General features: G+C 42.2%; 13 protein-coding genes and 5 pseudogenes. 4 read left to right on the forward strand and 14 right to left on the reverse strand.

Annotated elements, in window-relative coordinates:
- Positions 1-581: 581 nt before the first annotated feature.
- Complete coding sequence (locus ITG10_RS02535; RefSeq protein WP_016784144.1) at positions 582-812, forward strand: hexameric tyrosine-coordinated heme protein; 231 nt, start codon at positions 582-584, stop codon at positions 810-812.
- Between the two features lie 421 nt (positions 813-1,233).
- Here ITG10_RS02535 and ITG10_RS02540 read toward each other — a convergent pair whose 3' ends face one another.
- From ITG10_RS02540 to ITG10_RS02575, 8 genes and pseudogenes are all read right to left on the reverse strand, one after another.
- Complete coding sequence (locus ITG10_RS02540; RefSeq protein ID WP_017629982.1) at positions 1,234-2,919, reverse strand: IS66 family transposase; 1,686 nt, start codon at positions 2,917-2,919, stop codon at positions 1,234-1,236.
- 56 nt (positions 2,920-2,975) lie between these two features.
- A complete protein-coding gene (gene tnpB, locus ITG10_RS02545) occupies positions 2,976-3,332 on the reverse strand; it encodes an IS66 family insertion sequence element accessory protein TnpB (RefSeq protein ID WP_017629983.1) in 357 nt (118 codons plus the stop codon).
- Entirely contained in the window at positions 3,329-3,682 is a 354-nt protein-coding gene (locus tag ITG10_RS02550) for a hypothetical protein (RefSeq protein WP_017629984.1), read from the reverse strand. Before ITG10_RS02550 ends, tnpB begins: the two co-directional genes overlap by 4 nt.
- Positions 3,683-3,972: 290 nt before the next feature.
- Positions 3,973-11,175 carry a hypothetical protein gene (locus ITG10_RS02555; RefSeq protein ID WP_248372263.1) on the reverse strand — a complete coding sequence of 2,401 codons (7,203 nt, stop codon included), beginning with the start codon at positions 11,173-11,175 and terminating at the stop codon, positions 3,973-3,975.
- 67 nt (positions 11,176-11,242) lie between these two features.
- On the reverse strand, positions 11,243-13,330 hold the full coding sequence (locus ITG10_RS02560) for a type I secretion system permease/ATPase (RefSeq protein WP_026084151.1): 2,088 nt from the start codon (positions 13,328-13,330) through the stop codon (positions 11,243-11,245).
- Between the two features lie 83 nt (positions 13,331-13,413).
- The gene (locus ITG10_RS02565; protein ID WP_248372265.1) at positions 13,414-14,796 is read right to left on the reverse strand and encodes an HlyD family type I secretion periplasmic adaptor subunit; all 1,383 of its coding nucleotides are present in this window, start codon (positions 14,794-14,796) and stop codon (positions 13,414-13,416) included.
- Positions 14,796-16,919: a type I secretion system permease/ATPase gene (locus ITG10_RS02570; RefSeq protein WP_282574691.1), complete on the reverse strand. Its 2,124-nt coding sequence runs from the start codon at positions 16,917-16,919 to the stop codon at positions 14,796-14,798. The genes ITG10_RS02565 and ITG10_RS02570 overlap by 1 nt, the downstream gene beginning before the upstream one ends.
- A 384-nt stretch (positions 16,920-17,303) precedes the next feature.
- Positions 17,304-17,498 (reverse strand): annotated as a pseudogene (locus ITG10_RS02575) (ISAs1 family transposase); the annotation flags it as partial.
- A gap of 285 nt (positions 17,499-17,783) precedes the next feature.
- On the opposite strand from ITG10_RS02575, the pseudogene ITG10_RS02580 reads away from it, so the two are divergent.
- Positions 17,784-18,701 (forward strand): annotated as a pseudogene (locus ITG10_RS02580) (IS5 family transposase).
- 198 nt (positions 18,702-18,899) lie between these two features.
- Here ITG10_RS02580 and ITG10_RS02585 read toward each other — a convergent pair.
- Genes ITG10_RS02585 through nrtS form a run of 3 tightly spaced genes read right to left on the reverse strand, consistent with a single transcriptional unit; the run spans position 18,900 to position 20,840 of the window.
- Entirely contained in the window at positions 18,900-19,631 is a 732-nt protein-coding gene (locus tag ITG10_RS02585; RefSeq protein WP_016769075.1) for an EAL domain-containing protein, read from the reverse strand.
- A 37-nt stretch (positions 19,632-19,668) separates the two neighbouring features.
- Complete coding sequence (locus tag ITG10_RS02590) at positions 19,669-20,598, reverse strand: methyl-accepting chemotaxis protein (RefSeq protein WP_248375618.1); 930 nt, start codon at positions 20,596-20,598, stop codon at positions 19,669-19,671.
- Positions 20,599-20,600: 2 nt separating this feature from the next.
- The gene (nrtS, locus tag ITG10_RS02595; protein ID WP_016769077.1) at positions 20,601-20,840 is read right to left on the reverse strand and encodes a nitrate/nitrite transporter NrtS; all 240 of its coding nucleotides are present in this window, start codon (positions 20,838-20,840) and stop codon (positions 20,601-20,603) included.
- 276 nt (positions 20,841-21,116) lie between these two features.
- Between nrtS and ITG10_RS02600 the strand changes: the two are divergent.
- Positions 21,117-21,305: pseudogene (locus tag ITG10_RS02600) on the forward strand (transposase); the annotation flags it as partial.
- A 108-nt stretch (positions 21,306-21,413) separates the two neighbouring features.
- Positions 21,414-22,454, forward strand: a complete 1,041-nt coding sequence (locus ITG10_RS02605) for an IS481 family transposase (RefSeq protein ID WP_248386676.1) — start codon at positions 21,414-21,416, stop codon at positions 22,452-22,454.
- A gap of 59 nt (positions 22,455-22,513) precedes the next feature.
- Here the strand turns inward: ITG10_RS02605 and ITG10_RS26445 are convergent.
- The 3 genes and pseudogenes from ITG10_RS26445 to ITG10_RS02615 form a co-directional block, all read right to left on the reverse strand.
- A pseudogene (locus ITG10_RS26445) lies at positions 22,514-22,778 on the reverse strand (IS110 family transposase); the annotation flags it as partial.
- Between the two features lie 181 nt (positions 22,779-22,959).
- Positions 22,960-23,235 carry a hypothetical protein gene (locus tag ITG10_RS02610; protein ID WP_016783988.1) on the reverse strand — a complete coding sequence of 92 codons (276 nt, stop codon included), beginning with the start codon at positions 23,233-23,235 and terminating at the stop codon, positions 22,960-22,962.
- Between the two features lie 220 nt (positions 23,236-23,455).
- Positions 23,456-24,774, reverse strand: a pseudogene (locus ITG10_RS02615) (ATP-binding protein).
- Positions 24,775-24,827: the final 53 nt, after the last annotated feature.

The raw sequence follows: 24,827 nt of genomic DNA on the forward strand, positions 1-24,827 counted from the left end.
GACTAACTGAGGGAGTGGGTTCCATAAATCGTGTTAACGTATTTACTATGTGGCTTATTTTTCAAACCCACCACATACCTACGGTGCTCAGGAAGGTTAAATCTTTTACCTTATTTACCTGCGCCCACTGAATGGCAAATACAGGCGCAATTGAGCCCGAAATAATCACCTCTTCGATAATCTCGGTCACGTGGTTTTTACTAATAAATGACCGCTGGTTCAAACTATTTCAATTACTAAATCAGCTGCAAAATGACGGAAGTTTAACCAGTCTGTGCGGTGAACAAATATCAGAAGTGTTTGTCGAGGTGATGGGAGTTAATATGGATTATGAGCAAGTGGTATAAGCATTAAATTCATTGTGGGTTATGTACTTACTACTTGGTGTAAGAAGTAGAAGGTAATTCTGTGCTCAATTAAGTTCAAAGTAGCTGTGTAGTTACGAATTTGGTGCTATAGAGAACAAACTTGTTAACAAAGTGTGATTCAGCCCTATTAAAAGCTCGATTTTAAAGTTAACCTTATCAGCTTGAATGTGGTATTAATTTCCCTCCATCATCTAATAAAGCAAGGAATAAATAATGGAGCAATGGTTACCTAGTTTAATCACAGAAACGCCTAGTGAGGGTTTTGAACTGGCGATTAAGTTGAGCAGAATGGGAGTAAAGAAAACTCAACCAGACATGGAGGTTTTACATAAGTTAAGACCCGAATACTCAGAAAGTGCATCGCTGCTTATTGAATCATCAAAGACAATTGCAATGCATTTTCAGACAGTATCTCAGGCTAATAACTATTGGAGAGATAATTAAATTCACATAAGGCCTTGTGATTGTAGAGGCCATTTAACGTTACACTCGTTGTGCGTAGGTAAAATGACATGGTCGATTTACCATAATCACTTGGTGTGCACCTCAACCAAGCCTATTAACTAGTGCGATTATACTCATCGCACTAGCTCTTCAAGCATGTGTGGAACAAACTTTTGTCGGATAAGCGACACCTATTACCGAGGTAAACACCCCGGCTTTGTTGCGTAATTCAATGGAACTAAATCCAGAGCCTACGAGCTGATCAGCTACGTCCACTATCTCTCGTAGCCCTCATGCCTAAACCACGTTACAAAACAACCAACTGGAAGCAATACATCGTAAGCATCTACGAACCGACTCATTGATTTTCTAATATCAACACAGATACTGCCAACTAAGGCGGTATCTGTCATGCTGAACGCTATTCGGGAATGGGGGACTTGTCCGTTTTTGGCATGTTCCAAGGAAGAAGATGACCATGGTCGTCCTCACTCTTCAGTTTCGGGATTTCTCGTAGCACGTATTCGAGGTACTCATACGGCTCACAGTCGTTAGCCTTCGCGGTTTCGATAAGACTGTACAGCACGGCACTGGCGCGGGCACCATTATGAGTCTTCGAGAACAACCAGTTGTTCCGACCCACCGTGAACGGACGTACTGAACGTTCCGCTCGGTTATTATCCATGCTTAACCGGCCATCATCGATAGCTCGTACTAGCTTCGACCATTGATTGAGACTGTAGCTAATCGCCTCTCCCAGTTTACTTTTAGGGGGCACTTGAGTGACCGATTTATCTAACCACGCCTTGAACTCATTGAGCAGAGACTGAGTCTTTGATTGGCGGGTAACATATCGCTCTTCCCTCGTCTTATCTTTGAGTGCTTGTTCAACACGATAGAGCTTTTGGAACCAACTGACTGCCCACTGGATTTTACCCTCTTTACCTTGCTTGCCTTTTGGTTGGCTCTGCTCTGCCTCTATGAACTTGCGTCTTGCATGTGCCCAGCAACCCACTAGCTTCGCCTCTGTCTTTTCATACGCTTTATACCCATCAACATGAAGGTATCCAGTGTAGTTTGACAGGTACGATTGAGGGCAGTGGTGACCCCGACTCCCTTCCTGGTAGTCGAACAAGACGATACCGGGAGATTGCGCATTACCGCCCCGGTCTGGACCACACCCATACAACCAGATGTAACTTTTCTTTCTTTCGTCATCGAGCACGGTCAATGTGGTCTCGTCCGCGAACAGAACATCTTGAGTAAGAAGGGTTTCTTTCAGTAAGGCGATTAACGGCTCTACCTTATCAGCGCAACGCAGTATCCACTGACTCATCGTTTTTCGGCTGAGCGCTAACCCATATTGTCTAAACAGCGATTCTTGACGATAGAGAGGCAGGGCATAGTGGTATTTGTTCGTGATAATTTGCGCAAGCAAAGAGGGAGTCGCGATGCTTTTCGGGATAATCGATGCTGGCGGTGGAGCCATTGCAACAACGCTCTTCTCTCCTAACGCATCACATTGACGGCAGACGTATTTGGGCCTTTCGGTGATTTCGACATACAACCTGGCTGGAATATACACCAGTTTTTCACTGGTGCTTTGTCCCATCCTGCAGAGCATCGACTGGCAACACGAGCATGTTTTTTCTGATTCTGATATGTCCACCACAACACGCTCTCGTGGTAGGTCTTCGGGAAGCTTTGGGCGACCACGACGTTTGGTCTCGGAGGAAGTGTTTTCCGCTTCCGAGGCGTCATCATTCGGATTATCGGGCGCTTCTTCTTTTTCTATCGTATTGGCATGAGTCTCCGCTTCATTGAACTCTAAGTCCTGAGGGGGCAGGGTTTCACTACGACTACCAAAGCGTTTACGCCGCGCTAGGTTGAGTTTTTCAACCAGAGATTGGATGGTTAATTCGCTCTCGCTTAGAGATTGGCGAAGTGTGAGTACGTTCGATTTACTCTCGTCTAGAGATTGTCGAAGTGTGAGTATGTTCGATTCACTTTCGCCTAGAGATTGGTGAAGAGTGAGTACCGTAGATTCAAGCTCAGTCACTTTTGAACGTAAGAGCGCTAGCTCATCTTCTTTATTTTTGTTTGGCATATAAGGAAGATCGCAAAGACCCGCGAAAGTTCCTTATACGCTATTATTTTTTTAATTTAATTAAGACTTTGGTAATTCAATGTTTGATGGGGTTTCATTTTTTCGATGTCGAGTCCATCGAGCAACCAATGCCACTGCTCTTCCGTTAATGAGAGTGTTTGCCCTGGCATTTTTCTTGGCCAAGCGAACTTGTCTTTTTCGAGTCGCTTTTGCCAGAGGCAAAAGCCATTACGCTGCCAGTAGAGAACTTTGATCTTATCCCGCGTACGATTACAGAAGACGAATAGCGCTTCGGAGAAGGGATTAAGGTTCATATTCTGTTCAACGATAAAGCTCAAGCCGTTAATGCCCTTTCTAAAATCGACGGGCGCCTTGTGGAGATAGACGACATAGGTATCAGGGAACATTTTCATACAACAGCAAGCTCCTTCAATAAAAGAGCCAGCCACCGTGAACTGACATCACGGGGTATACGAAGAGAGCAGGCCCCCGCTTCCAGGCGTAATTCCGTGGGTAACGTAGAGGTTGGCTGTTGCTCGGTTTTGGTGTTTGGCTTGGCTGTTTTTTCAACGGCAACGAATTCAGAAGGTGAATCTTCTCGTTTTTTAGGCATGTTGACTAAGTGGTGTAGTTTGCGACGGTTGTTGTCAAACGTTTTTGGGTGAAGATTATGCTCTAAACAAAACTGAGCGGAAGACCGCTCACTATTGTAATACTTCAGCACAAGGCGTAGCCATTCTTGTTGAGATCTATGCTGAGACATTTTCGAGTACCTTTAACGATCAAAGTTAAAGGTTACGACGTTTATTGAAAGGGTTGAATGAGTCGATTTAAAGACGCTTACCTTACATTATATTTAAATTAGGCAGTTACACAAAACCTGTTACCAGCTCCTCAATGTTCTGGTTACTACGGAGCTCCTAAGATAAAAAAGCGACAAAGCCTTACCTTGTCGCTTTTTAAATAATGCTGTTAATTGCTAGTGTGCTCTATAGCATAAACAAACTTAGCAGCATGTAGCGATATCTATTCCCTTCTGATATCGCACCTTGCTTAGGATTTAGGCATCCAAAGTGTCTCTAATTGCTGCGCAACAGTTTGCCCACCGCTGGTTACGGCATCCATATCACCCACATCATGGCCTGCCATGGCTTGTACTAGAAGGTTAATATTGGCCGTGTTCAAGGTTTTATCACCCAGTTGGATTTCTTCAATATCCCCTTTTATGCGAATACTGCCATCCGGCTGCCCTTGCCAATCAGCACCATTTTGCGAATCACCAAATTGAACCAGCAGTTCACCATCAGTATTACGGCTTAGCCATACATCATCCATATCAAGATTATTCAAAACTAAGCGGTTGTCACCACCTGTATCCTCAACCATATCGTTACCGTCACCTTCACGGTAATAGAAGGTATCATCTCCTTTTCCGGCTTTGATTACGTCGTTACCCATCCCTCCCGTTACGTGATTATCTTTTCCTTGCTCTACTAAAATAAGGTCGTCACCACCAAGCCCGTCAATCCAGTTGCTTTCTGCATGGCCTTTAATTCTATCATCTAATATAGTTCCATCTAGACGTTCAAAACTTGTTAAGTCAAGCTCAGTTCCCTTAACGCCGTTAACAGTCACACTTCCGTGGTTCTCGTAGAGGTTGAGAAAACTGCCAGTGCCATCTCCAGTTGTTCTATAGAGGTTACGAATTCCGCTGCGTATTAGCGCAGCGAAATCGTCGACTCCGTGAATTTGAAGTCTGCGCCTAAATACATAATTGCTATTAGTGTTAAGACTACGTGTATCTATACTAAGATTAGAAACTTGAACATCGCTATTACCACTATTACTAAGCCTAATACTTAATTGTTGATTAAAAGCAGCGTTTAGCTGTGCTGACGTCAAATCTTCAGCTTTAACTACCAATTCATTCCCTTGAGTAGCCTCTTTCAATAAAACATCTCCAGCGTATAAAGCGATGGTAATTTGTTCATCATTTCCTAGTGTGTCGGCACTTACTCGATAAGCTTTATCCAACGCAAATTGGCTATCCACAGTTTCTATTATGCTTTCACCTTGCGCTGCTACACCTTCGGAATCAGAGCTAGCCTGATACAAAGATTGCCATTGAACCGCACTTTCATCTACGGAGATAGCAGGTACTGATGTCCCAGCAAATTTAGATCTATTTAAAACTGTGCGTTTAGTAGGGTCACTCAATAGTTGAGTAATAAAAGTCTCTACCCCTGCGGCATCAAGCGATTGATCCTTGAATCTAATTCCATGTGGAAGTGATTCAGCCACTTTTTGCGCAGTATTTTCGATATCGATAACACGCGATTTAATATCTTTAAAAGTAAATAATTGTAATTGTCGCTCTCCAGCCATAAGCCAGAGTCTTAAGCCTGATGAACTAGTAACTATTAACGTTACATCTGACGATTGGGCCTCCGATAACTGCAACACAGTTCCTTCCACAAAACCTTTATACGTGCCTTCGCGCCCATCAGGCTTATTCAATACCGCATTTACCAGATCTGCCAATCCATTAGCATTAAGTGTTTTATCTGCCAGAATAATCCCCCCAGGGGTGAGTGTTTTGATGCCATAAGCAAGGCCGGTAGCACTAAGGTTTCTTTTATTTTTTAAGGTTTCCTCTAAGTCCATATTAAAGGTTTGTAATACTCGGTCACCTGCCATCAAACTAATGGACTTATCTGAATTGGGGTCGCTATCACCGTCAATTTTGATTGTGATACTTTCTGAATCTACATCGGTATAACGTAAACCAAAATTACCATCTTTATCTAAAAACTTAATAAAGTTAAAGTCTTGGGTATCCGTAATACTGCTTGGGTTGCGAGAGGTAAAATAAGCGATTACTTCTTCATCTTCTACGATAAATTTTTTGCCATCGGCTTGCTCAAATAATATTTTATCCGGCAATGACTCAAGCGTAAGCACTTTGTTACCCGCAATATGCCATTCGTAGTTACCATTAGACTGAGTAATAGCAATACTATTTGGAACCCAGTTTTTCACTACGAGTGTATCTACGTCGTCTTGTTCACTAGTGAACTTCACTGTAACGTGTCTGTTCAAGTTACCTACGGCCACAGAATCGTTCCCAGCTCCTGTGTCAATGGTTAAGTCTCCATTACCGTCTACCGCATAAATAATGTCATCGCCATGATTCGTAGCAACTGTTCTTACGGTATTGCCATCAGCAAAGATAACATCATCTCCATCACCCGTTACACTACCTTCACCTTGAGAGTGACGCATGTACATATCCCATGTGGCAGATGCCGCTTGCTGTTCTAGTTGAGTAACATCACTTTTTGACTTACCTTCAATGCTATAGCTCATTTCAATGTTGAGTTTATTTAATAACATCGTATAGATATCTGGCCCAAGTATAATCTCATCTTTAAACGACATCTTTTGATAACGCAGAGCAAAGTCTGCAGCCAATTCTCTTAAATCAGGCTTTTGTGCTAGATTTGGATCCCAGCTTAACCCTTCATCCGTAAACAATAGGTCACCATGCTTATTCTTAAATAATACTTTTCCTTGTGCTTCATCCAATTCAATTTTTAAATCATCTACATTGTTAACCGAAAGCAATTTAATTTGATTAGCAGCGCTAACATCTTCTAATTCAGCACTAGAACCTATCGACGTAAACCGAACAAATATCTGCTCGCTGCGGTTACGTTCAAGGGATGAAAAGTCATTGTTGGGTGAAAATGCTAACTTATTATCTACAATAGAAATGGCTCCCTTATTGCTAACAACGTTGCCATCAATGTCTATAATTTCTAGCGACGTTGGATCAATGGTTAACCCTGATTCATGTTGTAAAACATCTACAACCAGCTGGTTATTTGACCACTCGCCATTCTTAGCTTGAACGGTAATCGTGCCGTCATTATCATTAGATACCGATACCAATAAGCTTTCTTGCACTCTAGCACCACTGATTTTATAAGTATCGCTTCCTTCACCACCTTTTAATATATGCTTACCTCTTTGAGCTGTCAGTACATCATCACCATCTCGGCCTTCCACAGTATCCGTTCCACCATAAGCCGCAAGGCTATTGTCATCACTATTACCTTTTAAATGATCACCACTCATTTCTGTTGCAATTATCGCAAAGTTTGAGTTCTGGCCTATGGTTGCCAACTCAACTTCTTGTGTTTGATCATTTCGGGTTTTAGTAAACCTCACATTATCAACTGCTACCGTGGTAAGCATTCGGGGATGGTAACTATCTGGTTTATGGTTGGCTAGTTCAATAGTAATATTTTTACCTTCATACTGTGCTAATTCCTTGCCGCTAACATTCAAGGTAAAAGTCTGCCAGTACTGAATAGGATCTATTAAATTAGTAGTAGCTTTTATTTCAGAGGCAGGGACAGTATTATCAATCGTTATGGTTTTCTCCCCTATCACTTCGCCATCAACAACCATATAACCCTTAATAAAACCATCTTTACGACTTTGATCTCCGAAAATTGACCAGGCGCGATTGTCAAACACCGGACTATAATTAAACTTCAATTCATAGTCAAAGTGACTAGAAAATGTTTCGGTTAACGTCTGTTTTAACCGAGCGGTACTATCGGACCAGTCCTGTCCAGAGCTTAAAATAAAGGAGCCGCTACCATCCCCAAACTTGATACCTTTATAGTCACGAAAACCATGGTTTAATGAAGAATGAAACGTACTCGCGGCTCTTGAAGATAAACTTTCGCCTACCTCGGCAACACCAAAGTCCCAGCCTTTGCCATCCGTACCATCGCTTATTGTACTATCAAGCGATGCTACGTCTTCAAAAGAATGATTTTCAACGTCAACCGCATAAGATGGTGCAACCTTTCCTGTAACCGTTCTAGACGCTAAATCAATATCCAATGCTTGTTGTGAGTACGAACTAAAGTTTAAAGTATCAACGCCTCCTGCATTATTAAACTGTGTTCCCTCACCAAAATTCAGTATGTTAACTTTATCGTTATGTTCAGTCGTCGTTACTTTAGCTATTCCTTTTGTGTTAACATCAATGCTCAAGTCTTGATCATATAATGACGCATCTAATTGTACATTTGAATCCGTGTAATTTTTCAGTTTTGAAGAATCCAAATATACACTTTCTATGCTATCTGCATGTAACCGAACTTGATCATTAGCAAGGTTTTTTCCATTAGCATCGCCGTCTTTATTCATCAACACATAACTAAAACTTCTATCCTTATAGTACCTACTGTGTACATCTTCTACGTTACTTAACCGAAGTTTGTCTGTGCCCTCCCCCCCATAAACTCTAACGATATTAGTACTTAAATCATTCGAGCTCTTCTCGTTATTTTCCAACACAAAGGTGTCATTCCCGCCCCTCAAAACGATGTCAGCCTGCTCTACTGCGGCTCCACTTCTTTGGTTGAATGCCAGCTTAATGTAGTTGTCTTGCTCATCTCCTTCCAGATAAGCTTTTTTACTGCCATCAACAATAATGTTTTCCGCTGTTTGCAAAGAAGTAGCAACAAAATCTGCTACTAACTTATTAAGAGCATTACTATTTTGCTCTACTTTCAACTCGCCGTTTTCTATTGCTTCGGCCGTATCCCGAATATTTTTTTCCCATTTGGCCAAACTGAGTCGCACCGAATCAGATTCGTCATAGTAAGTCATCCTATATAGATAAGTGCCATCGGTCATTACGTAAGTATTACCCCATATTTCAGCTTTACCCAGAATCCATACTTTCTTATCACCTAATTTTTCTTCAATTGACTTAAGCGTAGTTTCTGACGTTTTTCCACTATCTATTTCTTCCTGACTTATCTCATACATACCAAGGTAAGACTTTTGCTGGTTATTTTCTAGGGAGTTAAAGACTAGAGCTGCCAAGGTATTTACATTTTCCTCTGGATACAAATAACTGGATTCAAGGTTTTTATTCCATAATGCAGCAGGGTCAAACGCAACAGCCTTATTGCTAAAGCCAGAAGCGTCGGAAGTTGCAGCGACTTCATTGTTCAATGAAATATATACCGCTTCATCAATCTTAGACACAACAAGGTCATTATCAGGCCCCCCTACAACCACCGTATCTATTCCAGGCTCAAAAACAATCGTATCATCACCTGGACCACCATATAATTTGTCTACACCAGCGCCACCAACGATATAGTCATTACCTGCTCCCCCTTCAATCAGGTCATCGCCATCTCTCCCTTGTAGCGTATCATCACCTTCTCCACCGTAAATAAAGTCACCACCAAGTCCGCCAATTAAAATATCATTACCACCATACCCTCTTAAGATTTTACTGCTCTTTAAGTCTTCGCTTACCACGCTAATTAAATCATCTGCAGCCCCACCTTCTCGTGTAGCATCACCGTATGTATTATCTATAATCGCCTTACGTAAAAGGTTTACCGTATCCTTAGCCCCCCTTACGGCTTTGTGGGCCTCTGTTTTTTGAGCTTCTGCTAGCTTTCTCTGATAATCTTCATCCTCTTCGTCTCCCACAAGCCCTGCACCCTCTGGGTCCACGTAATACTCCAACAAATCATAACCTTGTGTTTTATAGCTTGTCCATAAATTGTCTACATAAGTCTCAAGTGGCCCCCCTTCCTTTACAAAATCCTTAAAATCCTGCTCTAGTATTGTTTCTGGTGATCTGGTGTCAACTTGCTCAGTAAACCAGCCAATCATATCGCTGATAAAACTCAGTGCTGTACTGACAAGGTCAACAATAAAAGATACTGCTGTACCCACCCCAGGAATAAAGTCAGCAATACCACTAAAAACATCCAATACCATTGTGACTATATCAAGCGCGGCCATCACACTAAACATTGCCGCTCGTCCACCATTTCCTTGTTTAAGCGCTTGATCTGCCGCTTTTGCATTTTTTAACATAGAGTTAACACCAACACCTACACTTAAAAATGCGCCTGCAACAGGAGCAAATCTCGCAACTTTTTTACCTACAGCCTCACTGGCTTCCGTGCCTACCTTTGCAACAACTTTTTGAGTAATAAAGGTACCTAAATCTAAGGTCCCTTTCGCTAAACCAAATACCCCTGTCGATATACGTAAGTTCTTCTCTGTTATAGCAGGCAGGTTGCCATGTTCATCTATTTCCGCGTCAACATCTTTACCCGCACCAGCTGCCGTATCAATGCCACCTTGAATAAGGCTAAAAAACGAGCTTCCCTTTGATATACCATCATTAACTTTACCAAATAATTTTTGTGCTCTTTTAGCAGACTTTGATAGCCGCTTCATAGAAAGATTTGACTGTTTCTCAAAATTATTAACTTTCTCTATTTCTGCGTTAAAAAGCCGTTTATTTTCTAGGTAAGCATTTTTGAGAGCTTGCTCGCTGAGGTTAGCATATTTATTATTTTCCAAATCAGGTACATCACTAATCGAGTTAAGCAATTTAGCTCTATGAATTTTAGCGGCTTTTACTTCTTCAAAATCTAGCCTGATATTTTTCCGTGCTTGCTTTGCATCTTTGGAAAATAAGTCTTTTTGCTTAAGTTGTAATTCTTCTAATTCTGACTTGAACTTCATTCTTGAATCAAAAGCTTCCGATAAAGAAAGATCGCTATATTTATTTTTCACAACGAATTCATAATCTAAGGGATCGTGACGAAACTGATCAAAAATCTGCACCCTTAATTCAGATAAGTTATTAATTCGTGTTTTAATTTGATTGTTATGATCAAGTTTTTTAAGCTTTTCGATATTTGCTCCTGATCCACTTTCTGCAAGCTGACCTAAGGTTCCTGGCAATGCGGAAAAGAAACCGCCAAGTGTCGTACCTGAGCCTGTAATGTAATCACTATATAGTTCAAGGTCAGCCACAGAGTTCCCTGTAAAATCAATAGTCAAACTGGACGTACTTGATTCCGCTTCTGGTAGTGCACCTACTGTTGTTATGTCGTCATCACCATTTAGCGAATTTTGGTATTTTGTGATTTCTCTCAACATCTCCGGATCTGACTTTAATTCCCTAATAGCTTGAACAATGTCTTCATTTCCAGGCTCATTAGCTAAAGCATCTGCCATATTATCAAAAATAGACATAGGATCTGGATCTTCACTGCCAGTCAGGCTATTTAGCATGTCTTGTGTTACTCTTTGAAATAAATCAGCCTGAACATCTGTATCAAGTGTATTGTCGCTAGTCTGACTCTCTTGAGTGTTTGAGCTGTTGTGTACTTCATTATTATTACTCATTTTTAACCTCTACTCTCTCTGATTGTTTTGGGATATCCCCAGTTATTGCCGAAAGCTCGACTATTAGTTATTCGCTCAACCGCTGATTCCACAGTCGGGCATAAAGTTGATTTTGTTGCAGTAGTTCGTCATGGCTGCCCTGTTCGATAATCTGACCTTTATCCATCACCAAAATACGGTCAGCATGACGTAAGGTGTTTAATCTATGCGCAATACTAATCACCGTTCTACCCTGCGTAATTGCCTGCATGTTGCTCATCACTGCCGCTTCCGATTCATAATCGAGCGCACTGGTAGCTTCATCGAGCAATAAAATGCCCGGATTGGTTAACAGGGCGCGAGCAAGAGCAATACGCTGGCGTTGTCCGCCAGATAAACGCGCACCACGTTCGCCCACTTGGGTTTGGTAACCTTGTGGTAAGCTGCTGATAAAACTATGAGCTCCGCTGGTGGTGGCTGCAGCAAGTATTTGTTCGTCGGTCGCATCAGGTACACAGATTTTAATGTTGTCAGCAATGCTGCCTGAATACAGGCGACTTTCTTGCAGTACCACACTCATGTTGCGACGTAAGGCAACGGGATCCGCTATCGCTAAATCAATACCGTCAACCATCACTTGCCCATGTTGCGGTACATAAAGGCGTTGCAACAGGCGGGTTAACGTCGACTTGCCCGAGCCAGAAGGGCCGGTTATGCCAATAAACTCACCCGGCTTAATATCCAGATTTAAGTTACGTAGTACTTCTTGACTGTCTTCACTATAGCGAAAGCGCACACCTTGAAAGCTCACACTGCCTGACAGAGTTGGTACTGACGCTAACCCTTGATTGCCACTTTCTGTCTCCTGGTCAAGAATGTCGCCAATTCTGCGCAATGAAATTAAAGTATGTTGAAAGTCTTGCCACATTTGCGCTAAACGAAGAATCGGCTGAGTAACATGGCCCGATAGCATGTTAAATGCCACTAAGCCACCAACAGTTAGCGCACCATCCATCACCAACGTGACTCCCCACCACAACAATATTGCCGAGGTGATCTTTTGCACTAAACCAATGCCTTGACCAGCAATAATACCTACCACTCGAGCGCCAAACAGTGCACGAATATAGTCAGCTAACTGTCTTTGCCATTGTTTTTGAAAGCGAGTTTCAGTAGCTGAAGTTTTTATCGTTTCGATGCCTGTTACCGCTTCAGTTAAAAATGCAGTATTCTCAGCACCTAGTTCATACTCTTTGGTAACTTTGGCGCGTAGTACTGGCCCTACGGTTAACCAAAATAAGAAGTACACCACCAGTGAACCCAGTACCAGCCAAGTTAGTTCACTGCTGTAGGCAAACATTACCGCGATAAATAGGCCGATAAAGGCTAAGTCTAAAATCATGGTCAGCGCAGAGCCTGTTAAGAACTGGCGAATTTGTCCTATTTCTCGAATACGCGCAATAATTTCGCCGCTTTGGCGTTGTTGAAAATAGCCCAGAGGCAGTGATACCAAGTGCTGAAACAAACGGCTGGACAACTCACTGTTAACCTTGCTGGCTAAATTGGTAAATAACCAGGAACGAATGTAGTTAAATAAGGGTTCAGAAATGGCCAGTGCCAGCATTGCAAACCCCAGCACTTGTAGGCTGGAAAGGCTACGGCTAACCAATACCCGGTCAATAACATTTTCAAACAATAGTGGTGTCACCAAAGGAATAAGCTGAAGTAACAAAGACACGACAATAACGGTGCGAAACTGCGCAGCATGTTTAGTAATGGAAGGCACAAACCAACCAATGCCAAATTTACGTTTTACTTCAGTTTGTCTCGGTTGAGCTAATAAGAGTACTTCTGATGACCAAATAGCGCCCAAATCATCTAGCGTAAGTGTATGCAATAAACCAGTAGCGGGGTTAAACAATGTCGCTTCATGTTCATCAACAACGTTGAGGGTGTGCCAACCTTGGCAAGTTTTTACTAGCGCAGGTAATGCAACCCTAGCCAGTTTGTCTAACGCCACGTGTTGCGTACGTGCTCTTAAGCCTAACCACTTGGCACAGCGGTTCAGATCAAACTCACCAAGCGTTTCACTGCCTAAACGATGCGCTAATTGTGCTACATCTGCATTAATATCAAATGCTTGTGCCGCGTGCACTAGTGCTGTTAACGCTAACATTTGCTCATGGCTGGCAGAAACGGTATCTTCAGCGGTTTCATTGCTCAGTTCAGCTGCATTTGAGGTGATAGTTGCAGTGGTCATTATCTTTCTCCTAATGCTTCAGATTGATATTGCTGAATAGGACTTAGAAGATAATCAATCACCCGTCTATCACCGGTACGAATTTCTGCGCTAATACTCATACCGGCTTGTAATGGCACGCGTTTGTCTTCAACCAAAATATCACTGTCACTAATCAGAATTTTGGCAGGGAAAACCAAGCCAAATTGTTCGTTCTCAACTGAGTCGCGTGAAACATAAGCCAGTTTTCCGCTGATAGTGCCGTAACGTGTGTATGGGAAAGCATCTATTTTGATTTCGACTTCCTGCCCGCGATAAACAAAACCTACATCTTTGTTTAACACCATCACTTCAGCCTCTAACGCCATGCCATCAGGAACAATAACCATCAGTTGCTGAGCAGGTTGCACCACGCCGCCCAACGTATGCACAGCAAGCTGCTGAACAACGCCATCAACCGGAGCCACTAAGTTATGTTGGCGACGCTTTTCTTTTATTTGTACTAATTGCTGTGTCAGTACAGCCAGATTAGCTTGTGCTTGACTTAACTTATCGAAAGTCTCACGCCTCGTTTTAGCAACAAAGTTTTCTTGTTCATGCAATAAGCGCTGTACTTGAGCTAATAGCACAGAGAGCTCACCTTGTTTTTGTGAATGGGTTCGACGAATTTCTAGGGTTTCACTTTCTAGCCTCAACAAATCCATCAATGGAAATTGATTAGCATCAGCTAATGTTTTACTGGCGTTAAAACGTTTATTCGCGTTCTTTTCTAATTGCTGTAGCTCAACCAGTTCATTTTCTAACGCGATGCGCTCAGCTTCATTAACCTTTAACTGGCTTTTATAGCTAGCTAACTGCGTGCTGATATCACGCCATTCACTCGTTAAGAACGCACGTGCCGTATCAACTTGCTGTATTGAAGCCGTCTCAGGGGGGGCGAATTGACTTAGAGGGTCATCACTTAATAGTGCCTGCAAGCGTGATTTTTCTAGCTGCTGAAACACAATTTGTGCGTGTAACTCTTCTACTTTTGCTTTTATACCAACCGTGTTTAATGCAATTAAAACATCGCCCGCTTTAACACTTTGCCCATTGGCAACATTAATACGGGCTATTTCTCCTGCTTCAGCAGCTTGTACGACTTTTGAGTTGCTGCTAACAATCAATCGTCCTGTCGCTTGAGCGTGAATATCTAACTTACCAACAATAGACCACGCTAATATGGCAACCAGTAATAACGTAATGCCGATAGCTAATCGTTTAGTCCAAGGCGCGGGTGGACGGTCTACTATTTCTAAATATCCCGGCTGAAATTCATATTCTTGTTGACTTAGTTCGATTTTTTTAGGTTCTTGTTTCTGGCTCTTAATTGCCTGACGAGCGGTGTTAATATGCTTGAGCATTACGCTACCTCCTCTGTTAGGTCCTGTTGAAGCTGCCAAAGGCGTGCGTAGGTACCTTGTAAACTGATTAACTGTTGATGAGTGCCCATTTCGGTGATCTTTCCTTGCTCTAAGGTGATAATACGATCACAGCTCTTTACAGTGCTCAGACGGTGAGCAACAATAAACACGGTGCGGTTATTGGCAATTTCTGCCATGTTTTGTTGGATCATGGCCTGAGATTCATCATCTAATGCACTGGTCGCTTCGTCTAAAATAAGTAGTCTTGGATCGCCCATTAAAGCGCGAGCAAAGGCGATGCGTTGGCGCTGGCCACCAGAAAGTGATTCCCCCCCTTCCGATAACACCGTGTCGTAACCTAGAGATAAGCGCAAAATAAAATCATGAGCACCAGCCAACTTAGCCATCTGAATAACGTCATCTAATGACGCATTCGGTGTTTTGAGTGCAATGTTGTCGCGTACGCTACGGTTGTATAAGTAGTTTTCCTGTAACACGACACCAATTTGGCTACGCAGGTAATGAGGATCTAAGGTGTCCATTGATTTACCATCAAGCAATACACGTCCTTGCTGTGGGCTGTATAACTTCATCAACAAGCGAGTAAGTGTTGATTTACCTGAGCCAGAGGGCCCGACAATACCGATGCTTTCTCCTGCATGTATTGTTAGGGTGAGATTGTCTATTACTGGGTTACTACCGTCAGGCTGATAACTAAAGCTAATGTTATCAAAGATGATATTTCCTTTAAGTGATGTGTCCGGAGTGAATTTTCCCTGCTCTTGTTCAACGGGTAGGTTGAGCATGTCTCCTAGTTTGTCTACTGCGACTCGGGTTTGGACAAACTGTTGCCATAACTCAATCAGCTTGGCGATTGGTTGTAATACATGATTCACCATCATGTTAAAGGCAATGAGCTGACCTATTGTCATTTCCAGTGACATCACCAGGTTGGCACCAATCCAAATGACGCCAACAGTGGTGACTTTCTGTAGCAAGGTCACGGTTTGTGAAATTTGGTTATTAATAACCTGGGTTTCAAAGCCGGCTTCCACCATATCTTTGGTTTGTGATTCCCAGCGGCGCTGCATCTTTGGCTCGATAGCTAAACTTTTAAGGGTTTCACTGCTACTTACTGTTTCATTCAAGAAAGCACTATTTACCGCTGAGGTTTGAAATTGATGTTCAATTTTCTCTTGTAAAGGTTTAGTGCTAAAGCAAGCAATTAAGAAATACAAAGGTAGTGTAGCTAATACTAATAGCGTCAGCATAGGTGATAACCAATACATGACCCCAAAAAAGACAAAGGTAAACAATAAATCAACACTTAACGTCAGCATAGAGCCCGTTAGGAAATCACGAATACTGTCTAATTCCTGCACGCGCATGATGATGGCGCCAACTTGACGTTGTTTAAAGTAATTAAGCGGTAAGCCGAGTAAATGACGGAAGAGTTTAATGCCTAAACCAATATCAATTCGGCTTGAGGTGTGAACAAAAATATATTCTCTTAGCCCTTTTAGTATCACCTCAAAGACACCAACAACAACAAGTACGACAACTAAGACATCTAAAGTAGCCAGCGCTTGATGCACCAAAACTTTATCCATAATGACTTGAAAAAACAGTGGTGTTACCAATGCCAACAACTGGAGCATAAGGGAAAAAACAATGACTTGGCTAAACAATTTGCGATGGCGAATAAACTCAGGGATGAACCAGCTAACATCAAATCGTAAAGCTGGACCTAGCAGCACAATGACTTCACCTGACCATTCTTGCTCCAGTTCAGCTAATGTAAGCTGGCTAGGGGCTGAATTATCAGTAAATTGTACGAGTGCATGCTCAGTTGATACTTTCGCTAGCAGGGCAAATTTACCTGACTTCAGTCGGAAGATCAGCGGCAATTGCTGCGCATTTAATTTTTGATAAGCAACCTGCTTTAATTTAGCCGATACTTTTTGAGCTCGGCTAAATTGTGCGAGCTGCTTTTTAAAAGGAGAGGATGTATGCTTGCTATAATCATAATCATCAGCTTGCTCCCCATTAAGTTGCATTAATAATGTTAAGCAACTAAAAGCAGACTCAATATCTCCAACCGCGTATTTATCTAGCTTCAACATACATATTCACCGTTAATAACAATCACCGATTGATTATTACTTTTAAAAAACAACCGGCATGCATGAATAGGCATAAATCGGCCAAGAGTATTAGCTAGAGAAAAACGAATATTCGAGCGGTGAAAAGGTTTAACAGTGGAATTTGTATATACCGTGCTTAGTCTGCTACCACGCCGGCTATTTACTGAGGGTGTATGCACGGCCTTCAACAGTAATACACATTTATACTTTAAGTTCATCACTGACTCCGTTTAATTCAAGTGGAGTGATTATAAAAAATTATGGTTAATACAATGTTGGTTAATTGTATGGAAATGTAAGCAAAATCGTTACATTATTAATTGAATAAATGGTCAACTAGAGCCAGGGTGACCGCATGAGTGCCTAGTTTTTCACCACCCGAGTAAAACCAGCACTTAATACAGCCTCTAGCATTGATGTATTCATCATGCAGCGCTTTTGCTAACCAACAATGCTTAGCTTGGTTAGCTCTTCTCGGAGCATGTTCAAGCTCATATGACGTAGGCATGATAGGTTCTCTGCACCGTGATCTTTGTATATCTGGCACGCATCTTCATTCTGATCAAAAAACGTTCACGATCTCACCCTGCTCTCCAATGCGTGCTAACCATTAAACCAGTCGAGTGGTTAATGGATATTCAAAAGCTCTTTTCTGCCCACCAGAATATAACTTCAATGTTTACATTTGTTTAATGGGAAATAACGATAGATTCAATAGGTGAAAACGATGGAACGGTTAAGTGTGATTGGGATGAGGTAAAACAGGCTTTGTTGCGTAATTCAATGGAACTAAATCCAGAACCTACGATCTGATCAGCTACCTCCACTCTCTCTCGTAGTCCTATGCCTAAGCCTCGTTACAAAACAACCAACTGGAAGCAATACAACCAATCACTCATTAACCGTGTTCTCTGACCTTTTGATTGATGAAGAAGCAATAAGCGGGTGGGCACAAAGCAAACAGAATAAGCGCGGGAGGCCGCGTCGGTTCAGTGATTTAGCTATCACGACAGCACTCATGGTCAAACGAGTTTTTCTATGCCATTGAGAGCGCTTCAAGGATTTATCGACTCGATATTTAGGCTAGCCCATGTACCGTTAAGTTGTCCGCATTACACCTGCATCAGTCGTAGAGCCAAGCAAGTTGAGGTTTCATTTAAGACTAAAACGAGAGGAGCGATACAGCATCTAGCCATTGATGCTACTGGCCTTAAGGTTTATGGCGAAGGTGAATGGAAAGTCAAAAAACACGGTACGGATAGCAAGCGTAGAGTCTGGCGAAAGCTTCATATTGCCGTCGATACCAACACTCATGAGATCGTTGCCGCCGAGCTAAGTTTATCGACGGTTACAGATGGAGAAGCACTTCCTTACTTACTGAAACAAACACGCCGAAGTATCCTTGAGGTGTCTGGTGATGGCGCTTACGACACGAGAGCGTGTCACGCTGCTATTAAGATTAAGGGAGCTATTGCGCTTATTCCCCCAAGAGAAGGGGCAGCCTTCTGGGAGCGTGGTCACCCTCGAAATCTCGCCGTGGGTTGCCAGAAATTATACGGCTCAAATAAGTATTGGAAAGAGCGGTATGGATACCACAAACGTTCACTCTCAGAAACAGCGATGTATCGAGTTAAACAGTTGCTAGGAGGGAAACTGAGCTTAAGAAATTACAATGCCCAGGTGGGTGAAACTTACGCGATGATAAAAGCGTTGAACAAGCTTACTAGGTTAGGTATGCCTAAAACTTGTCGTATTGACTAAGAAATACGCGAAACGGGTTGGCTCTATATCTAAATTTAATTACGCAACAAAGCCGGGTGGATTTGTTCTACTTGAAGCAAAGTATACTTGTTGGTATTTTTAGATAAATGTGGCTATATTTATAATCTCAATATATAGAACAATAAGGATATCAAAATCCAACTGTACGATTTTTATTGAGGACTAGGTTTTTGTGACTCAAATAAGTGGCTGTGGCTTATCAAAAAGATAGCCTTGTGCTAGATCGATGTTCAGTTGCTCCGCCATATCGAGCTGTACGTGCTCCTCAATCCCTTCAGCTAAAACAGCGCCACCGTAGTCATGAACCGCTTTGACGACCGCTTTTATTTCATCAACTAGAGTAGGATCAAACGTAAGTCTGCTGATGATTTTGATGCAAAGTTTGACTACCTCTGGTTTGACTTCATCGATCAGCGCCAAATCAAAAAATCCGCAGCCAACATCGTCAAGCCAGAACTGATAGCCTTGCTTTCTCAATTGAGCCATTCGCTGTTTTATTGGTTGCCAGTCACGTATCGGTAAGTGTTCAGTGAGCTCAATCTTAATTCTTTCAGCCAGTGCGTAGCGGTTTAGTATCTGAAATACGGTTTTATCTAACAACAGGTTAGGAGCAAGATTAACGGTGTAACATCCTATAGATGTATGGGCGGCAATGTTTTCAAGATGAACTTCGAGGATGACAATTTCCAATTGCCTGCTGAGTTGTTGTGATTGAGCAGCGATAAACAACTGATCGGGTCGATGCCACAAGGAGTCTGAAGGACCACGAACTAAAACCTCATGTCCATAAGTGGTCTGGCGTTTAAGATCTCTAATAGACTGAACATATGAATATAGTGAACGCTCACTTAAGATATCACTCAGTGAAACAGCAGTCCCTGTTTCAAGTGGTGTTTGGCTTTGGTTCATGTCGCAATTTTCCTTGTTTGCTTACACGTTATCGGAGTTAAGCATTTCTTTTCTGGTCCGTTTTATCATTCAGTTGCAGATAAGATAAAGAGTTGAGGATCTGTTCCGCGAGTTCATGGTTGTTGCCCGAGAGGCTTATTGATAGCTTGGTGTCTTCAACTAGGGCTTCCATGTTTTGCTTAACCGTGTTGGAGTCGGACAGTTGAGCCTCAATGGCGTCCATGATGGTTTTAGAAGCTGTTTTACTATCAAGCGACATGTTCATCAAGTTCTTCATGTTATGCATGGTGTTTTTGGTTACTTCTGAGCTGAGAATAATGACGTCCTCAACCTCTTTTTGTTTGTTGAAAATGCTGTCTGATATCTTTGAAATCGACGCCATTTCAGTGTCGATGTTCTCAGCAGACTGATTCGCCGTGTTCGCAAGTTGACGGACTTCGTCTGCGACTACTGCAAAACCGCGGCCGTGCTCCCCAGCTCGAGCGGCTTCAATCGCGGCATTAAGCGCCAACAGGTTTGTTTGTGCAGCGATACCTTTAATAGAATCCACCAATTGGGTGACGTTCTTGTTAATCTCATTCAGTGATTCGAGCAGTTCGCTAAACTGGCAGATCTTTTCTTTGGAAACTAATACTTGCTCTTCCAAAGCCTCCAGCTTGTCGATGGTATTAGCCGCAGTTTCTGCCGTTTGACTGGAGTATTGATGGCTCTCACAAGACAGCTTGTTAATACTTTCTGACTGCTCGATAAAGTGATTCACTAACTCATAGCTCTGTTTAATCGACTCAGCACGACTTCGTGACGCTTTATGGACATTGGCCGCATTGACGTAAATTTTCTTCGCATAGTCGGTGGGATCATTCTGTTTGAATAGAGAGTACTTTTCAGAGACTTTCTTCAGTTCTGTAAGATGGCTAGTATGAACTTCGACAATATCCGATGACGGTTTTTTAAACGAAAATATCATTATTAGACGGCCTTCTTTCGGGATTGAAGAGTTGCAGAAACGCTGGCTTGGGTAGACACACAAAAGGGTACGCAGTAAGTCATCAAGATCTTAATGATCAGCGTTATGTCAATGTTGCTGGAGAGCAATTTGTCACCGTGATTAATGAACATAAGAATGGTGCCAACTATGAGAGAAACCTTGAGTGAGCGTTTCAGTATCGTAGGTTCGCCTGCGGTTTTAATAAACTGAGCTAAAGGCATCTGCAACCTCTGTTTAGATGAGTATTGTTTTGGTGAATCATATATATTATTGAACGATTGTTCAAATTAATAGTGGTGTTCAACTGCAACTTACGTAAGGTTAATTGAGTATATTCAATCGCTAAAAGTTCTATGTGCCTTAGCAGTGTTCTTTCGCATTGAGGCTTTGTTGCGTAATTCGATGTAAGTAAATGTCAATGGCGTTGTTGACTAAATCAGTTGAACCTTTCCTCAATAGTGCGATCTGATCCCATGTAGTCAAAACATGGTGATGTTTTGGGTAAATCTAAGAAGAAGATAACGAACTGGAGTGAATATAATGAAGCCTTGTGCAAAAGAGGCTCAGTAACGTTTTGGATTGACGGCTCTGCCGTTGAAGCATGGCAATGCAAAAGCCACCATGGCAAACGTGGTAGAGGCTTTCAATTTCCTGATACTGCTATTGAAACAGCTTTGATGATTAAAGTGTATTAATTCAGACTAGATCTGACACTTCAATTTGAAAAGAAGAGAGTTACCCACTTTGATTAACGGTGCTTAGTCATCAATCAAAGACAATAAGAGGTAACTCTCATGCTTCATACTAGCAATCCAATCATCAAACACAAAGCTGGGCTTCTCAATCTTGCAGAAGAGCTTGGTAATGTATCTCGAGCCTGTAAGGTTATGGGTGTCTCTCGAGACACGTTTTATCGCTATCAAGAGTTGGTTGAAACTGGCGGTATTGATGCTCTGATTAATCAGAGCAGAAGAACACCAAACTTAAAGAATCGAGTCGATAGTGAAACTGAACAAGCCGTCCTAAAATACGCCATCGACTTTCCTGCTCATGGGCAAGTTAGAACAAGCAATGAACTACGTAAACTGGGTGTCTTTATCTCTCCAAGTGTCGTGCGCTCAATCTGGCTCCGCAACGACCTAGAAAACTTCAAAAAACGCCTCATTGCCTTAGAAAAACAAGTTGCTGAGAACGGTATCATTCTAACGGAAGAGCAAGTCGCAGCTCTCGAGCGCAAGAAGCATGATGATGAAGTTTGTGGTGAGATAGAGACCGCACACCCAGGCTATCTAGGCTCTCAAGACACATTCTATGTTGGCAATCTTAAAGGGGTTGGGCGTATCTATCAGCAGACGTTCGTTGATACCTACAGCAAAATAGCTTTCGCAAAACTCTACACGACAAAAACACCAATCACCGCAGCAGATATGTTGAATGACAAGGTTCTGCCGTTCTTCGAGAATCATGAGCTGCCAATGTTGAGAATCTTGACAGACCGAGGTACTGAATACTGTGGCCGTGTTGATCAACATGACTATCAACTCTATCTGGCCATCAATGATATCGACCACACAAAAACGAAAGCAATGTCACCGCAGACAAATGGTATCTGCGAACGCTTCCACAAGACCATATTGAATGAGTTCTACCAAGTAACATTCAGAAAAAAACTGTATGGCTCGATGGAAGAGTTGCAGACAGATCTGGACGAATGGATGGACTACTACAACAATCATCGTACCCATCAAGGAAAAATGTGCTGCGGCAGAACGCCAATAGAAACATTAGAGGATGGGAAATCAATCTGGGCTGAAAAGAATTTAGCCCAGATATAATCTGACAGGCACCGAGTCTAAAAGTGGGTAACTGTCAGATCAGGTCTGAATTAGTACAAAACCATAGAACGAGTTAATAACTGACGACTGGTTTCAAGAAAATGGAGTCCTTGCTGGTCAATTGTTTTGGGCTTACTGCATTTAAGATCAATTGGTAATGCGGCATTCGCTACAGCTAACGCATCATTCGCGTCAGTTTTGTGGACCTTCAAGATTGCCTTTAGCTTTCTTTGGGTTAATGATTCGTACATCGTGACTAAACCGTTCAGCGAAACGTCCCCAATAATGGCAGCTAGCACACCCTTCAACAGCCACAATAGAAGGTGTAGTCGTAGAAGACAGCAAACGTATAAAAGTGAAACTAAAAGGCCTGACTCCGATAGAATATCGAACTCAGGCCTTGAAAGCCGCTTAACAAAAATGTCCAACTTTATGGGGTCACTTCAATGTCACTGGCTTAGGCTATTTATCTACATAGCTGCTACCTAAACGAACAGTAATTAAATTATTGCTTTTTACCACCGACTTGAATGTATTCGATACCGATAATACGATTGATGATCCCCATAGCAGAGCTTGTATCAGAGTTTGTTGAGCGAATTGTCTCAACCGTTGCTCCTTCTGGCACTAACTCCATTGCACGATCTTGAGTGTTACCAGGTACTTGGAAACCGATAATATTGAAGCTTTCAGCATGCGCTGTGTAAACCTCATCGTTATGGCTAATACCTGAACAGCCTGCTAGAGAGATAACGCCTAAAACACACAATAACTTTTTCATAAAATACCTTAAGAATAATTGGGAATTTAGATAGTAAGCCTATGGCTTCAACTGCTAACAAAGTACGAATTAATAAGTAACGGTTTACTTTGCTACTAATTAGCAGTGCTGTAATGACAAGCCATAAACGACCGTGTCATGATTATCTAGACTCAATAAGTTCATTGGGAGACAGCATCTCCCGACCGATGTTGGACATTATTCCAGAGATGTTTTGTAGTTACTGTATGGGTTTGTCAGCTGAGTCATTACATATCTGAATGGTAATAGTAAATACCGCACCTTTTAAGGTTGGGCTCTGACCAACCTCCACGGTTGCGTTGTGTTGAGCACAGATCTTATCGACGATTGAAAGCCCCAAGCCATGGCCACTCTTAGCTTTATTACGCGCTTTATCGCCCACGTAAAAGGGTTCAAACAGACGAGCCTGGTGTTCTTGTGCTACGCCATCACCATCGTCATGTACCGCAATCTGTAGCTGATCTTGATGCACGCTGGCTTCAATCGACATCTGTGAACGTGCGAACTTCATTGCGTTACGTACTAGGTTATCTAAGGCTCGGATAAGCAGAGTTTCATCCGCTAGTATTGAGCTAGGTTGTTCTGGCAGTGATAAGTCGATGTTGAGCTCTGTGTCTTTGTTCCAGCGTGTCATCGCGTGCTCGAGAACGTCTCTTATCTCTAATGACTGGGGTTGCTTTTCGAGGTCAATGCGATCAAATTTGGCGTAGCACAACAGTTCTTCCACCATCTTTTCCATCTCTTCTGTATCTTCGATAATACTTTCAACGGTGTGTTGTTGCGATTCATTAAGCGGCGTGTCTTTGAGTATTTCAGTTTGCCATTGAATACGAAATATTGGCGTGCGTAATTCATGAGCAACGGCTTTGGTGAGTGAGCGGTTACTTTCAATTAAGTGATGAATTCGGTCGGCCATTAGGTTAAAGGATTTGTTCAGTGAACCAATCGCAATACCACTTGAAGTCTCGGCTCGTGTCGAGGTTCGCCTTCAGAAAAACGCAAAGTGGCAACCTCAAGCTTTCTAACACGGCGGAAAATAATTAACAGATGACTTACGCCGTAAACGATACAACTAGCCAAAAAGAATACCCAAATGAGGTTATCTTCCAATTCTATTTTTTCTCGAACAAATGCTTGATTATCGGGTAGGTAATGATAGGTGTTATCACTGCCTACTAAACGAAACCAAAGATTTCGTTCATCATCGTGAAAGATAAAGCTATTCGGGTGAGTACTAAAAAACTCCGAAACTGGCCCCGGTATTTCATCATTTGAACTGAACGTGACGAGTATATTTTGAGAGGCCTCCACAAATTGATCTATCGCTTGATGAGCCGCTTTAAGGCCTTGATTTTTTGCGATGTTTGCTATGAGTTGCTGGTGGGCTGTCGCTTCGTAATCTTGCAGCACATAGTCGTAGTCGGTATTGAGTTGATAGACAGAAACTTCGTAGGCGACAATACCAATAAAAAAGCAAACTAACAGCCCCAATAAAGACTCCAAATAAATACGTCGCATAATCGTTCTCGTTTATTACGCTCGTAGTGAGCGAAGTTAATACCTAGCGGTTA

It is taken from the genome of Vibrio sp. ED004, from assembly GCF_023206395.1.
Taxonomy (GTDB): domain Bacteria; phylum Pseudomonadota; class Gammaproteobacteria; order Enterobacterales; family Vibrionaceae; genus Vibrio.

What these genes read in the sequence shown, in the direction of transcription:
- ITG10_RS02535 (WP_016784144.1), top strand. Translation starts at nt 582, where the DNA reads ATGGAGCAATGGTTACCTAGTTTAATCACAGAAACGCCTAGTGAGGGT.
- ITG10_RS02590 (WP_248375618.1), bottom strand. Translation starts at nt 20,598, where the DNA reads ATGATATTTTCGTTTAAAAAACCGTCATCGGATATTGTCGAAGTTCAT.
- ITG10_RS02565 (WP_248372265.1), bottom strand. Translation starts at nt 14,796, where the DNA reads ATGCTCAAGCATATTAACACCGCTCGTCAGGCAATTAAGAGCCAGAAA.
- nrtS (WP_016769077.1), bottom strand. Translation starts at nt 20,840, where the DNA reads ATGCCTTTAGCTCAGTTTATTAAAACCGCAGGCGAACCTACGATACTG.
- ITG10_RS02585 (WP_016769075.1), bottom strand. Translation starts at nt 19,631, where the DNA reads ATGAACCAAAGCCAAACACCACTTGAAACAGGGACTGCTGTTTCACTG.
- ITG10_RS02610 (WP_016783988.1), bottom strand. Translation starts at nt 23,235, where the DNA reads ATGAAAAAGTTATTGTGTGTTTTAGGCGTTATCTCTCTAGCAGGCTGT.
- ITG10_RS02555 (WP_248372263.1), bottom strand. Translation starts at nt 11,175, where the DNA reads ATGAGTAATAATAATGAAGTACACAACAGCTCAAACACTCAAGAGAGT.
- ITG10_RS02550 (WP_017629984.1), bottom strand. Translation starts at nt 3,682, where the DNA reads ATGTCTCAGCATAGATCTCAACAAGAATGGCTACGCCTTGTGCTGAAG.
- ITG10_RS02560 (WP_026084151.1), bottom strand. Translation starts at nt 13,330, where the DNA reads ATGTTAGCGTTAACAGCACTAGTGCACGCGGCACAAGCATTTGATATT.
- tnpB (WP_017629983.1), bottom strand. Translation starts at nt 3,332, where the DNA reads ATGAAAATGTTCCCTGATACCTATGTCGTCTATCTCCACAAGGCGCCC.
- ITG10_RS02570 (WP_282574691.1), bottom strand. Translation starts at nt 16,919, where the DNA reads ATGTTGAAGCTAGATAAATACGCGGTTGGAGATATTGAGTCTGCTTTT.
- ITG10_RS02540 (WP_017629982.1), bottom strand. Translation starts at nt 2,919, where the DNA reads ATGCCAAACAAAAATAAAGAAGATGAGCTAGCGCTCTTACGTTCAAAA.
- ITG10_RS02605 (WP_248386676.1), top strand. Translation starts at nt 21,414, where the DNA reads ATGCTTCATACTAGCAATCCAATCATCAAACACAAAGCTGGGCTTCTC.